The organism is Polycladomyces zharkentensis, from assembly GCF_016938855.1.
Classification (GTDB): domain Bacteria; phylum Bacillota; class Bacilli; order Thermoactinomycetales; family JIR-001; genus Polycladomyces; species Polycladomyces zharkentensis.
Genome location: NZ_JAFHAP010000011.1, coordinates 75,323 through 89,168, shown reverse-complemented (window position 1 = coordinate 89,168; position 13,846 = coordinate 75,323). Strand labels below are relative to the sequence as shown.

The window sequence follows — 13,846 nt, the reverse complement described above, 5'->3', positions numbered from 1 at the left end:
GGATTATCCTTTCTTGCCCGATTCCTGAAGCGCTTGATCCAACGCTTGTTTCAATTGATTGTAGTCCAGCGGATTGTCCACTTTTTTCCCGTTGACGTAGATCGTCGGAACCGAATTGATGCCCAGTTTCTTTCCGCTGTCCATATCCCGCTGTACATCGGCCTCGTATTTCCGGGTGCGGATGTCCTGTTCCAGACGTTTCACGTCAATACCGGAAACGTGCTGCTTGGCCAATTGCACCAGAAACTCCGGCGTGGCCCAGATGACATATTCGTCCTGTTGATTCCGGTAGATCGCGTCATAGAACTGCCAGAACGCCTGTGGATTTTGACGGTAAATCGACTCACCCGCAATGCCGGCCGTCACGGAATCCGGCCCGATGAACTGCATGTTGAGAAAGGCCATTTTTACCTTGCCGGTGTCGATATATTCCTTTTTCAGCAAAGGAAAGACGGTCTCCTCAAACCGTTTGCACACCGGGCACTTGAAATCCCCGAACTCGATCAGTGTCACCGGTGCTTTCGGATCGCCCAGGACGGGTTGACCCTGCGCCAACCGGTTGATCTCCTCTTTTTGACCGTCAGCGGCCAGTTGCGCAATGCCGAAGATGGCCAATATCAGCACAACCAGTCCCACCGTTACCATCGTCAACATCCGCATGTCCTTTTTCTTCCTTTTTGCCTGATATGACACGGTCTGCTTTTTCTTCGTTCGGTTCTTTTTCCCCATCAAAGTTCTCCTTCCCATGTGATCCGTTCCAGTCGGATTTGCTTTCTATTATCGCATAAAACAAGAAAAATGAGGACTTATGAAAAGCATCTTTTCGCTTGTTCGGAAAAAATTTACAAGCATAGTTGAAAAAAAGCCGTTTATCCCCGTCGGATAAAGGGAACGTTTTGAAAGGTAGTATCTATGGAGGGGATTGGATGTTCAAAAGAAGTTGGCTGTTATCCATTTGTCTCATTCTGTTGATCAGTCTCACCGCCTGCAAGGACGGGAAGACCGCCGAACCCGGCGAAATCGTCATCTCGGGGAAAAACTGGACGGAGCAATGGATCTTGGCCCACATCTTGGGCGAATATTTGAAAGCCCACACCGATATGAACGTACAAGTACGCGAAGGTTTGGGCACGGAAGCGATCCTGGTCCAAGCCCTCAAGCAAGGGGAAATCGACGCGATTGTAGAGTATACCGGCACTGGCTACCAGGCGATCCTCAAAAAGCCTTACAAGCCGGGAATGACTCCCCAGTATATCTACCGGCAAACCAAATCAGGTTACGAAACCCAATTCGGCAGCATCTGGCTGAAACCGTTGGGCTTTTACAACACGTATGCCTTGGCGCTGCGGGCGGACAAAGCAAAACAACTGCACATCACCAAAGTAAGCGACCTGAAACGGTTGGCCCCCCAACTCTCCTTCGGTGCACCGGCCACTTTTTTCGAGCGCAAAGACGGGTATGACGGTATGACCAAAATGTACGGTCTGTCCTTCGGCAAAAAGGTGACGCTGAATGAGGATCTGATGTACAAAGCGGTTGCCAACGGGAATGTCGACGTGATCACCGCTTTCACCACCGATCCGCGGATCAAGCAGATGAACTTGAAGATTCTCGAGGACGACATGAAATATTTTCCTCCTTACGACGCGGCGCCGGTAGTGCGTCAAGCAGTGTTGCGCGCCAACCCGGGCCTGGAAAAAACATTGAACGGCTTGGCCGGCAAAATCACCATTCCCGACATGATGAAAATGAACGACGAAGTGAACAGCAAACGAAAAACGCCGCAGGAGGCGGCACGGGATTTTCTGAAATCCAAGGGACTGATTCCCCGTTGATCGTACAGGCATCCGCTGAAATGGGGATGACGGTGCGAATCGCCTGGAAAGGAGAGGGAATTGGAAAGGAGAGGAAAACATGATTCGTTTTGAACATGTAAGCAAACGATACAAGGATGGAACGGTTGCCATCGACAATCTGAATCTGGAAATCCAAAAAGGGGAATTACTCGTCCTGATTGGCCCCAGCGGATGCGGGAAAACGACGACCATGCGCATGATCAACCGGCTGATCGAACCGACGAGCGGTACGATCACGATCGACGGGGAGGACATCTCCCGGATCGACCCGGTTGAACTCAGACGCAATATCGGGTACGTGATCCAAGAGATCGGCCTGTTTCCCCACATGACCATCGAAGAAAATATCGCCTTGGTGCCCAAGCTGAAAAAATGGCATCCCGATCGTTACGAAAAACGGGTAAACGAATTGCTGGACTTGGTCGGTCTGGACCCTGAAACATACAAGGACCGGTACCCGTCGGAGCTGAGCGGGGGGCAACAACAACGCGTCGGCGTCATCCGGGCACTGGCGGGTGAGCCGGACATTATCCTGATGGATGAGCCGTTCAGCGCGCTCGACCCGATCAGTCGGGAACAATTGCAGGAGGAATTGGTGAACCTGCAGGAGTCGATCCGCAAAACCATCGTGTTCGTCACCCACGACATGGACGAAGCGATCCGGATCGCCAGTCGGATCGCCATCATGAATAACGGCAAGCTGGTGCAAGTGGACAGCCCCGACCGCATCCTGCGTCGACCGGCCAACGACTTCGTACGCGGATTTATCGGTGAGGAACGGTTGAACGGAGGGTCGGTCGTTCCGACGGCACGGGACCTGATGCATCAGTCTCCGGTTACCGTTTCGCCCAAACGGGGATTGGCCGAAGCGTTCCGCATCATGAAAGAGAAAAAAGTGGACAGCTTGTTCGTCATTGACAACCAACGACAACTGCTGGGCAGCGTCACCCTGGAACGGGTGGATCAGCACTACGAACAGGAAGATTGCACGGTAGCAGACATCATGGAAACGGAGATTCCCATCCTCACGATCGACACCCCGGTGAACGAGGTGGCCGAAGTGTTCCGGGACGGTAAACAAAACGCCATACCCGTAGTGGAGGGGAAACGGCTGATCGGCGTCGTCACCCGCAGCAGTATGATGCGCGGACTGGCCGACTGGACACATCATCAATCGGAAGGGAGCGTGACAACATGAGCCTGTGGGAAACGATCATCAGTCGGAAAACGGACATCTGGGTGGCCTTCATTGATCATCTTTACCTGTCCGGTGTGGCGATGCTGATCGCCATCCTGGTTGCGGTACCGCTGGGTATCATCCTTACCCGCTACCGGTGGATCGCGGAACCGATTATCGGGTTGGCCGCACTGATTCAGACGGTTCCGGGTCTTGCGCTGCTGGCCTTCATGCTTCCGTTGTTCGGGATCGGAAAAACTCCGGCCATCGTCGCCTTGACCCTGTACGCGCTCCTGCCCATCATCCGGAACACCTACACCGGCATCCTCGGAGTCGATCGCTCCGTCATCGATGCGGGCAAAGGGATGGGCATGACCTCCCGGCAGATCCTGTGGATGGTGGAATTACCGCTTTCGCTCCCGATTATCATGGCCGGAATCCGCACCGCATCCGTATTCACCGTCGGCTTGGCAGCACTGGCCGCCTTTATCGGCGGCGGTGGATTGGGTGATCTGATCGTCCGTGGCATGAGCATGAATGACAACAATCTCATCTTGGCCGGCGCCATTCCCGCCGCATTGTTGGCCATGGCATTCGATCTGATGTTCCGTTTGCTGGAGCGAAAAGTGACTCCCCATGGCACGCAGAGCTGACAGGGAAAACCGGAAAACGTCCTCAAGTCGTTTTGACAAATTCCGCGGGTTTGATGTCTCGTCCCCCGGACATCATGTTCGGGGGATTTCCTTTCTTCCTTTTCAGCCTGACCGACCGCCCAACATAACCCGTGGCTTTCCGATCTTGGTTCCCCATGTGGTGATCGAACCCATCGCATGTACTTCCGTTCACATCTTCTGGTCCCTGTCCTGCTGCCGATCAACACCCAGGACCCGGCGAACCCACCATAAACCCACGACCCCGATTACCACGTGCAAAGTGCCGATCTGCCAGACGACGCTTCCCGGTGAATTCCACAACAACTGCACCATATCCTCGGATGCTTCCTTCATACCGCCTGCCACCGTCTGCTCATGCAGGACCAACGCAGGAACCAACCCGATCACCAAAAGAAATATCCCTGCAATGATCAGCATGAACATCGCCGATCCGCAGAAAACGGCCAACCAATCGCGCTTGTTCATCGGCACATCTCCGCTCCCTTTCACCTTGATCCTCTTCTTTCAATATATTTCCACCCACAGGTTCCCACTTCCTGTTTTTCGAGGAAAGAGCCGGTGAAAATGAGCTGATGATTTACAATGGATTTGAACCACTTTATCATGACGGAAAAGAGCGGATTTGACATTTACAGGAGGAATCATATGAAAAAGTTGATGATCATTCTTTTTTCCATCATGATTCCGTTGATATACGGACTTGCATTTCTCGCAGGATCTCCACGGGAAATTCACCCCCATCCTCCGGAGAACATCCGCATAACGGCAAAATTGGAAAATGTCAAAGTACATAACAAGAAAGCCGCCGGTACCGTGACGGTCAACCTCTTGCTAACCAAACAAACAGACAAGGATGTAACGCTCACTTATCAATTGAACCGACTGCGTAATCCGGTTGATGCAACGATGGAAGAATGGGAGAAAACACCATTATTCAAAGGGAAGCTGACCAAAGGAGAAACGAAGCGGTTTCAACACAACTTCAGCGAACTGGAACCCGGACAGTATAAAATGGTGATTCAAGCGTTATCCCGACAAAATGAATTCGAGCGATGGGGAGATCTGGAGCTGATCTTTTTTACCGTGACGAACGCTGAAGTCAAATCGGGCTGGGACGAACCGGTCCCTCCCGTACGTCCGCTTTCCAGGGACGCAAGCGGAATGTCAAAAACGATTTTCCTCTCCAAAGAAAAAATCAGCTTGTCAGCTTGGTCGATCGTTGCTCCTTCTGTCCCTCCAAAATACCGTACAAAAATACCCCGGCTCCCAGACAGGGAACCGGGCCTTTTTTCCACATCAAACTTCCACTGCGATGCCGTGGAGCGTTTTCATGCGGCCGTACGAACCTCCGAATCCTGTTTTCTCCAACCCAACCAATAAAAACTGACAAACAACAAACAGCTGGAGAGCAAAATCGCCGATACCATGGGCAACTGGGTTCGACCTTCAAATTGATCCACGATGAAACTGCACAAAGCACCGGAGATCATCTGTATGAAAAAAAACAAACCGGATGCCGTACCGACAATCGCAGGAAACGGTCGCATGACGGCTGCATGGCAAGCCGGAAAAATCGCCCCCACCCCGATCATCACCACCATCATGGGCAGCACAATGCCGGCGACAGACAATCCGACAAAGGTGTTGACCACGAACAGAAACAGGGAAGCAACCACGCTCAAAATGCTGCCATACAGAATCATCCTGTCCAGTCCCCATTTTCCCGACAATTTTCGGGTCAACGTGGTACCGGTGATATAGCCGACAACCACCAAAGCAAAGCACACACCGTAAAAAACAGGGCTTACCCCCAACAAATGCTGCAAAACATGCGGGGAATAGCTGATAAAAGAAAAATAGGCGCACCAAGCCAGACTGAGGGCCAAACAGTATGCCAAAAAGTAACGGTTGGTCAGGAGATAACCGTAGGATCGAAAAACGGTTCGCAGGTTGATCTGATGGTTACGATTCAAATGTGTCTCCGAAAAACCGAAGCACATCACGACCAACATACAGACGGAGAGAACCAACAACACAGCGAAGGAGAGATGCCAACCGTACAAAGTTTCCAACGCTCCCCCCACCACCGGGGCAACCGCGGGTGTCACGGCAATTGCCGTCGACAGGCAGGTCAGCACGCGGATCTGGTCATGATCTTGGTACACATCCTTGGTGATCAGGCGAGCGATCACCGTACCGCAACAGCCACCGAGCGCCTGGAAAAATCGGCAGACGATCAAGGTCACGATCGATTGGGCAAACAGCGCCACGCCCGTGGCCACCGTATACATCGTCATGCCGACGATCAGAATCGGCTTTCTCCCGAATCGGTCCGACAAGATGCCGCAGACCAGCACCGAAACGGCGTAACCCACGGCGTACAGGCTGATCGTCAGCTGAACCTGAGACTGGGTCGTATGAAAGAAAGCCGTCATCTTGGGCAACGACGGCGTATACAAACCGATTGACGCCTGGGGCAGACAAACCAGCGCGATCAACAACATCAACATCAGCGGTTGGGGACGAGTTTTCGTTCGGTTCATGATGTTTTCCCTTTCCTACACGAGTTCTGCGATTTTTCCCGAGCGCGCCAACAGATCGACAATTTCCGCCGCCATCTGCTCCGCCCGTTTGGCGATCAGCTCAAGCGAACCGGTATAGTAGTAAGTGCCGCATGTGATGTGTCCCACGGCCCGCAGTCGAAGATCCGCCCGCCCTTGCTGATCCACGACGGCCCCCGTTTGGAAATCGACGTCGATCCCGCCGTGAGCATGCCGGCGGGCATAGCCGTTGTGCAGCAAGGACAACAACAAACCGGAACAACTGGCCAGCTCCAGATTTCGGCTTGAACCGGTCGCATTGATCACCCAGTCGTACCGCTTGATCTCTCCCCCGTCGAACTGGGCGAAAAAAGTGCCGTCACTCAATGCGTCCATGTGTTTCAACCCGCCTTTGACGGTCAGCTGACGCTGTTGCATCATTTGGTGGATTTTTACCGCATTCCGAACAGGCATGGGGTTCCTGCGCGCCATGAACAACCGGTGATAATCCCGCATGAACCGGTTTTTGTCCGCCTCATCCAGATACAGCCAAAACTCCTCGATGATCTCATTGGCTGCCGCCAATACCGATTGCCATCTCCGCTTGTTCCGGGCGGCATCCAATTCCCGTTTCAACCATTCTACCGGGGAGCGTTTCCGGGAGTGCGGAAAAAGTACATCGCGCCAATCTTCCCCGTATGGACGAAGCTCCCTGCGAAAGAGACGGATGATATCCCGCAATCGGATAACACCCCGTTTTTGAAGGATACCGACCATGGCTTCCCGTGTCAGATATCTCAACTGACAAGGCGCAAATTCACTTCTGACGGAAGGCAGCTCGCCCGTTCGCGACAGCAGATGGATTTCGCCGGCATGACCCTGTTTTTGCAAAGCGATGGCAACGTCCACGGCCGTCAAGCTGGAACCCAGAACGGCTACACGGTCATTTCGGAAGATTACGGAGATTGCAGGGGACAACGGATAGGGGTGATGCACATAACGATCGTTTCCGCGAAGATTGAAATGATCAATGGACGAGGGATGGCCGATGCAGAGGATAACAATGTCAAACTCATGGGTTTCCCCGTCACGGGTCATCAAGCGGTACCGATCCCGTTTGTACAGGTGAATGACTTCCTTTTTGACCACTTCCACAGATATGGACTTTTTCAGCCCCACCCGACGGGTTTGTTCAAATACGTCTTGCAAATAGGCGCCGAATAAACTGCGCGGCAGGTAATCGTCTGTTCCCTCATACAACGGGGCATAATACGGGTGGGAAGACAACCACTTCCAGAAATGCTCCGGATCTTCCGCCAAAACGGACATGGTCCGAGCCATCCGGTTCATCCGCAATATATCGGTATCCTGCTGGTACGCCAGTCCGGGGCCGACAGGTCGGTTTGCTTCAAAAACGGTCACATCAAATGAACCGGGAACCCCTTTGTCCACCAGGTAATGAACCAATGAAACGCAGGCGGCACCGCCACCCACCACCCCGATGGAAACACCAAACCGATTTTCTCCCACGGTTCTCTCCTCCACGATTCGATTGTTTCTTTCCGTCTGAGATGGAAGACCATTCCATCCACATTCTGTTTGTAAATCATCCCCAGACGACAATCAACCCCTTTAATAAAACATAAACGAATCATACAAAAACCTTTACACCTGATGGGTTGCAATGATTGTAAACGCTATCAAAACCGCGCCTGGTCGGTATGATTTTTACATTTTGATATTTGCATTACACAACACAGGGAAATATCAATTTTCAATCAAAAATAAAACGCCGTTGGCTCCAGATCAGGCCAACGGCTCGCCCAACCAACCCCGTCTGGGATAACCCAGTGCATGCATGGGCTGATCAACATTTCCCCTATCGCTTTCCCGGTTCGCTCCACCTGCACCCTCTCAGAAAGTCGATCATGGCCGATCCGGAGCGCAGGATGCGGGCAGGAAAAGTACGCTTTGCCTAGAGTGTGTCTGGTGTTGTTCACGGTGCTTTCCCGGTTCGTTCCACCTGCGCCCTGCAGGGATGCAGATGATGACCGCTCCGACCCGGTCAGCGCAGGTTGCGGGCAAAGTACGCTTCGCTTTGAGGAAATGGCCCGCGATTTCCATCCTGCGCTTCCGAGTCTTCGCTCAGTCAGGGCTTGGTCAGTCGCTCGTCTGGGAAAACATTACTCCCTTACGGAATGACCAGACACGCCTAGTGGGATTGCCCGCGAAACCATCCATGCGTTCTTTCCGGGCCTTTCTCGGCCAAACCGGGGCAATCGCTCACCCGGGAAAGCTTTATCTCTCACGGATTTACCTCACACGCTCTAGAAATCAAAATTGTCCGGGTCGGGACCGAAGCGTTGATTCCGGTTCAGTCCATCCAGCTTGGCCATGTCCTCCTGGGACAGTTCAAAATCAAACAGATTCGCGTTTTCACGGATGCGGGACTCACTTACCGACTTAGGAATCGTGACCACCCCGTGTTGCAGGTTCCAACGAAGTACGATCTGCGCAGGTGTCTTGCCGTATTTGACGGCCAACTCGCGGATTTCCGGCACATTGGCCACTTCGCCCTTCATCAGCGGACGCCATGCTTCCACCTGAATGCCGTGTTGAGAACAGTATTCGCGCAGTTCCACCTGGGTCAGATACGGATGAAACTCCACCTGATTGACCATTGGCTTGATCTCGGCATCCGCCATCAAATCCTCCAAATGGTGAACTTGGAAGTTGCTCACCCCAATCGCCCGTGCGCGCCCATCACGGTAAATCTTCTCCAGCGCTTTCCACGTCTCCTTGTACTTGCCCGCCACCGGCCAGTGAATCAGGTAGAGATCGACGTAGTCTATCCCCAGCCGCTGGAGGCTGGCCTCAAACGCGGCCAATGTCGAATCATACCCTTGATCGGTGTTCCACACCTTGGTGGTGATAAACAACTCCTCGCGCCGCACACCCGACTCCCGGACGGCTCGGCCCACGCCCGCCTCATTGCCGTACATCGCCGCCGTGTCAATACTGCGGTAACCAATCCGAATCGCCGTCTTCACCGCGTTCTCCACTTCCCCGCCTTCTTGCGCCCGCCAGACGCCCAGTCCCAACCACGGCATCTTCACCCCGTTGTACAGGATTGCCGCATCAGAAAGCGATTGGATCGACAAATGCTCCACCTCCCAGATGTATCAGGGCGTGTCTGGTGAATACAGTCCACATTGTTTTCCCGGTTCGTTTCATCTGCACCTTGCAAGGAAGAAGATCATGATCACTCCGATCCCGAGCGCGGGACACGGGCAGGCAAAGTACGCTTTGCCTAGAGTGTGTCTGGTGTTGTCCACATTGCTTTCCCGGCTCACTCCACCTGCGCCCTGCAGGGATGCAGATGATGACCGCTCCGACCCGGTCAGCGCAGGTCGCGGGCAAAGTACGCTTCGCTTTGCGGAAATGGCCCGCGATTTCCATCCTGCGCTTCCCGTGTCTTCGCTCAGTCAGGGCTTGGTCAGTCGCTCGCCTGGGAAAACATTGCTCCCTTACGGAATGACCTGACACGCCTGGTGGGATTGCCCGCGAAACCATCCCTGCGTTCTTTCCGGGCCTTCGCTCGGCCAAACCGGGGCAATCGCTCACCCGGGAACATGATCAAATGACCAGACACACCCCGGTAGAATGATCCCAGTGATACGGGTATCAAAAAAGGCAATCCAGCTCGGACAACACATGGCCCGAAAGACTCGATCGCGATCACCCTGAGTGTATACCTTTGAAAAAGTGGAATCAACCGCGTGTGTTTTGTGCCCATGATCCGTTAGGGACAAAAAAAGAGGTCATTGTGTGTATCATGATCCTTTTGTAGGATCGTCCTGGCGGAGTTGCATCTTTGACAATTATACAGGTTTCCCACAGGTCCAAGATTGATTGATCACAAAATGGTTCTCTCCACATGAATGAATTAACGGATTTGTCTTGTCCCGTTCACTCCACACTTTCCCAACTAAAATTGTGCCTGCCCGATTGAATCATTACGACGGACCAATCGTAATTCGGCTCATTTTTTATGATTTTACATCCGATCACACTGAAATTAAATAAATTAGTCTAAATTACATATTCCAATCAATGTCCATTCATAGTATGATAAACACGTCAGGATATAGAGGAAAATGACAGGAGGAGAAAATGATGCCAGAACTTGATCTCATTCAAATCGGTTCTATTATCCGAAAAGTAAGAAAAGGAAAGGGGTTGCGTTTGGAAGATCTCGCTGACGAAAACATCTCTCCGGCAACCGTCAGTAACATCGAGCGTGGGGTCCCGCATGTGAATGCAGAGAAAGTGATGTATCTGTTGAAGAAGCTGGGGCTGTCATTGGACCAAATTCCGGAGTTGTTGGCGGGGGAAGATGAGAAAGCAGAGCATTTATATCTCCGATTACTTTCACTGGAGTCCCAAATCGGATATGTCGACACACACAAGATTATGCAAGTGCTGAATACGATTGAAGTAGAGGATGACCACCCGTACGCTCCCTATGTACACTACATAAGGGGAAGATGTCTGATTCAACAATCCCAGTTTTCAAAAGCGGAACGTTCTCTGTTTAACGCCATCCGACTTTCCAGCAGAGGACTAAACAAAAAGAAAAACTTTGAAGCACTCAGTTTTAACGAACTGGGAATTTGTTACTATCATCAAGGTGATCTAAACCAAGCCCTCCATTACACTGAGTCAGCCGCAGATGCCTATGAAGAAAAGGGTGAGCGTCCTCAGCTCAAATTTACCATCGCCTTAAACCAAGCCACCTACCTCGAGAAGATGGGACGTCTGGGGGAAGCAATGCAAATTGTGCAAAATATGTGGGAGCATATTGATCGAATGGACACCTCCCCCGCTCTTCATCTTTATGAACTTCAGTCAAATTTATTAAAGCGGATGAAAGTGTATGATCAAGCAATCAAATTTGCAAAAGAGGGAATTGAGAAGGCCAGACTCAATGGAAAAGTAGATGTCCTATTTAATTTTTGGGCAATATTGGGCAGCATCTATTTGTATCAAAAAGACTGGGACAAAGCCGAGACTTGTCTCCTAACCGCATTAAACTTAGAAAACTATTCCTCCATCAACGTGCTGGTCCCTGCATATACAATGCTGGGCTTGGTCTATATCAACAAACAAGCGTCACAAAAAGCTGAAGAAATACTCAATAAGGCGGTAAATTTAAGTGAAAAGGCTACTGTTATCCCTCGATTTTTCGCATTATTAGTAATGGGAGATTATCTAAAAAAACAGGAAAGAATGGAAGGAGCAAATAAATTTTATAGTCAGGCTTTGAAGCTGACCAGAAACCATCGTAATAAAGTTCTTGAGTACAAAGCTCTCTTCCGCCTCACGAGTTTGAAAAAAGACCAAAACAAAGAGGAATTCGTCAACTACTTGCAAAATATGTATGAAGTAGCAGCCACTCTAGAAGAGCGTAGTGAGGAGGAAGGTTACCATGAGATTTTGTAAAATAATCCTCACCATAGCCCTACTACTAAGTTTAGGGCTAACATTCTCTTCCATCCCCAAAAACCCATCAACTATTGCTGATGTTTCTCCAACCATGGGAGACCCAAGAAGCGGATAAGATTTTTTGAATTAACGGGAGCTTGAGCGTCCCGTTATTTTTTATATACAATTTTTTAACACGGAGCATTTCATCCCTTCCGGGTGCCATCGATTGCTTACAGCAATTTCATCTCCCTCATTTCATAAAATTATAATAACGGAATCCCTGATGAACATAGCAACCGTTCCTTTTGTTTTGGGAGTCTCTTTTGTCGTCGATCAGGAGTGGTGCAAAAACCCTCGGGGATCGACAACAACGATTCTTTTATTTGTGCATGATTTTATGTTTTTCGAGCATCGTTGATCAATAAAGATGGGGAATCTGTTATAATGAAGAGGCAATTATAGTGCATCGGAGGGGTTTCTGAGCTACCTATAAGGTATTGAAACAGACTCTTCTTCCTCCACTGTTTTCGGAAATTGTCGAGTTTCTGAGCTACCTATATTAGGCATTAAAATTTGTTAATGTACGCTACTTTCTCCCTGTTGTTCCCACGTTTCTAAGCTACCTATAAGGTACGAGGTATAAAAGAAAGCCGCCTAAGGCGGCCTGTCCTATGTGGTTGATCTTGTTTCAGTTTCGTATTTTGATCCTGTGTAAAGTGTTTGAACAGCCGAAAAGATCCATAACCAATCAATGTACCTACAGTATTCAGGGTCACATCATCCACGTCGATACTCCTTAATGTTCCATTGATAGCTAACTGCCACTTGAATTAACTCCATCCCCACCAAAATCGGTTTTCGCTCCTTCTACTCCTAACGGACGGTCGCAAGTATAGTTGAACTTGAGAGTTGAAAACTCCTCGTGAACGTAGGGGGGGTTATTGCGATCATCGTTGCTGATCTCATCGTGCCAGGCGATTCTGTTCCAGTCATACCTTTCGACGAGAGCCACGCCAATCATAAAGATTGTAAAAAGAAAGATAAATTTGAAAAATATCTGAAAAAGCATTTTCAATTAGACTTGAACAAGATTCAAGATCTCCCGACTGTTAACTAACTCCATTGAAAAGCCGGGTGAAACTGAATGAGCGATCGTTTGGTCATTTCCCATATCCCAAGTTATGAAAACTGGATTCAAATCTTTGACTTCTACTTGGAGGAGTGTACGAGGTTCCGTGTTTTTTTTCCGGGCGCTCAAAATGAATATGATCCGAACAATCCCCTGATGACGGGAAAAAATGAGTTTGCAAGCCTGTCTGAAGTCACCATTCGACCGTGGGAAGGGATGGAGAACAGTATTCAGGTGGACGGACCCATCAACCAAAAAAACAGAAATTTGTTCTACAAGTATTTGGATGATCCATCCGAAGGGTATCGACCGTTACTATGGAGCTTTGAGCTTTTGAAAAACGAGAAACCACTTCTCCGGATAGAGGATTTCACTGTTTGTCTCCTGAACTTTGATGAGGAAGTGATCAGCAATCTTCAGCGAAAAAAAGGTATCACCTGGGAAGAGATTGCAAGAGAAGCCCGTTCCTAGGGGCAAGTAAAACCGTGAGGCTGGAATGTTTTCTCGGTGAACGGTGAGCGGTGACAAGTCAGACCAAGCGGATGGCAATTTTCTCTTATTTGAGACAAAGCTCCTATCCAAACATATGACGCTGGAAAAACGGTAAACCTCCCCGGAGACACCGCTTCAGTAGGATACAGACACTGCATGTTACAATGTTTAAGATAGCAAAAGGAAATAAACACCACGTGTGAATTTTACTTGCCCAGTGTATTGCTGGGCTTTTTCTGTTTCTATCACCCTCTCAGCTCCAGAAATTTACCTTTTTAGGCATCTATTTTTTCTCCCCGCCTATCAACCTGATCCAGAGTTATACTGACTCGAGTCAAAACATCCACACAAAAAAGAGAGGGTACCCCTCTCCCTCAACATTTTTCCGGTTCTACAATTCCTTATAGGTAGTTCATAAACGTCACGGAGGTTGTGGCCGACGACGTTCGGTTCTTGGAGTTTCAATTCCTTATAGGTAGTTCAAAAACCCC

The 13,846-nt window shown here is 50.1% G+C and carries 12 protein-coding genes; 7 read left to right on the top strand and 5 right to left on the bottom strand.

From position 1 onward, the window contains the following. Nucleotides 1-3 precede the first annotated feature (3 nt). Nucleotides 4-729: a DsbA family protein gene (locus JQC72_RS12595; RefSeq protein ID WP_205496168.1), complete on the bottom strand. Its 726-nt coding sequence runs from the start codon at nucleotides 727-729 to the stop codon at nucleotides 4-6. A 197-nt stretch (nucleotides 730-926) separates the two neighbouring features. Here JQC72_RS12595 and JQC72_RS12590 point away from each other — a divergent pair, with 197 nt between their 5' ends. The 3 genes from JQC72_RS12590 to JQC72_RS12580 all read left to right on the top strand — a co-directional run bounded on the left by JQC72_RS12590 (nucleotide 927) and on the right by JQC72_RS12580 (nucleotide 3,686). Beyond that, a complete protein-coding gene (locus JQC72_RS12590) occupies nucleotides 927-1,835 on the top strand; it encodes a glycine betaine ABC transporter substrate-binding protein (protein ID WP_205496166.1) in 909 nt (302 codons plus the stop codon). A 79-nt stretch (nucleotides 1,836-1,914) separates the two neighbouring features. Continuing rightward, nucleotides 1,915-3,054 carry a betaine/proline/choline family ABC transporter ATP-binding protein gene (locus tag JQC72_RS12585; RefSeq protein WP_205496164.1) on the top strand — a complete coding sequence of 380 codons (1,140 nt, stop codon included), beginning with the start codon at nucleotides 1,915-1,917 and terminating at the stop codon, nucleotides 3,052-3,054. Continuing rightward, complete coding sequence (locus JQC72_RS12580; RefSeq protein ID WP_205496163.1) at nucleotides 3,051-3,686, top strand: ABC transporter permease; 636 nt, start codon at nucleotides 3,051-3,053, stop codon at nucleotides 3,684-3,686. Before JQC72_RS12585 ends, JQC72_RS12580 begins: the two co-directional genes overlap by 4 nt. Before the next feature lie 189 nt (nucleotides 3,687-3,875). On the opposite strand, the gene JQC72_RS12575 is transcribed toward JQC72_RS12580, so the two are convergent. After that, nucleotides 3,876-4,196 carry a hypothetical protein gene (locus tag JQC72_RS12575; protein ID WP_205496162.1) on the bottom strand — a complete coding sequence of 107 codons (321 nt, stop codon included), beginning with the start codon at nucleotides 4,194-4,196 and terminating at the stop codon, nucleotides 3,876-3,878. Nucleotides 4,197-4,352: 156 nt separating this feature from the next. Between JQC72_RS12575 and JQC72_RS12570 the strand changes: the two genes are divergently transcribed. Beyond that, entirely contained in the window at nucleotides 4,353-5,087 is a 735-nt protein-coding gene (locus JQC72_RS12570; protein ID WP_205496161.1) for a hypothetical protein, read from the top strand. Here JQC72_RS12570 and JQC72_RS12565 read toward each other — a convergent pair. From JQC72_RS12565 to JQC72_RS12555, 3 genes are all read right to left on the bottom strand, one after another. Next, nucleotides 5,036-6,250, bottom strand: coding sequence for a multidrug effflux MFS transporter (locus tag JQC72_RS12565; protein ID WP_205496160.1), 1,215 nt, complete (start codon nucleotides 6,248-6,250; stop codon nucleotides 5,036-5,038). The two genes, JQC72_RS12570 and JQC72_RS12565, sit on opposite strands and share 52 nt — an antisense overlap. Nucleotides 6,251-6,265: 15 nt before the next feature. Next, nucleotides 6,266-7,777 (bottom strand): FAD/NAD(P)-binding protein, encoded by a 1,512-nt coding sequence (locus JQC72_RS12560; protein WP_205496159.1) that lies wholly within the window; start codon nucleotides 7,775-7,777, stop codon nucleotides 6,266-6,268. 797 nt (nucleotides 7,778-8,574) lie between these two features. Next, nucleotides 8,575-9,357 carry an aldo/keto reductase gene (locus tag JQC72_RS12555; protein ID WP_205496485.1) on the bottom strand — a complete coding sequence of 261 codons (783 nt, stop codon included), beginning with the start codon at nucleotides 9,355-9,357 and terminating at the stop codon, nucleotides 8,575-8,577. Nucleotides 9,358-9,505: 148 nt separating this feature from the next. Between JQC72_RS12555 and JQC72_RS12550 the strand changes: the two genes are divergently transcribed. From JQC72_RS12550 to JQC72_RS12540, 3 genes are all read left to right on the top strand, one after another. Next, nucleotides 9,506-9,790, top strand: a complete 285-nt coding sequence (locus JQC72_RS12550) for a hypothetical protein (RefSeq protein WP_205496158.1) — start codon at nucleotides 9,506-9,508, stop codon at nucleotides 9,788-9,790. A 633-nt stretch (nucleotides 9,791-10,423) separates the two neighbouring features. Continuing rightward, nucleotides 10,424-11,749: a helix-turn-helix domain-containing protein gene (locus JQC72_RS12545; RefSeq protein ID WP_205496157.1), complete on the top strand. Its 1,326-nt coding sequence runs from the start codon at nucleotides 10,424-10,426 to the stop codon at nucleotides 11,747-11,749. A 1,129-nt stretch (nucleotides 11,750-12,878) separates the two neighbouring features. Next, nucleotides 12,879-13,334, top strand: coding sequence for a hypothetical protein (locus JQC72_RS12540; protein WP_205496155.1), 456 nt, complete (start codon nucleotides 12,879-12,881; stop codon nucleotides 13,332-13,334). Nucleotides 13,335-13,846: the final 512 nt, after the last annotated feature.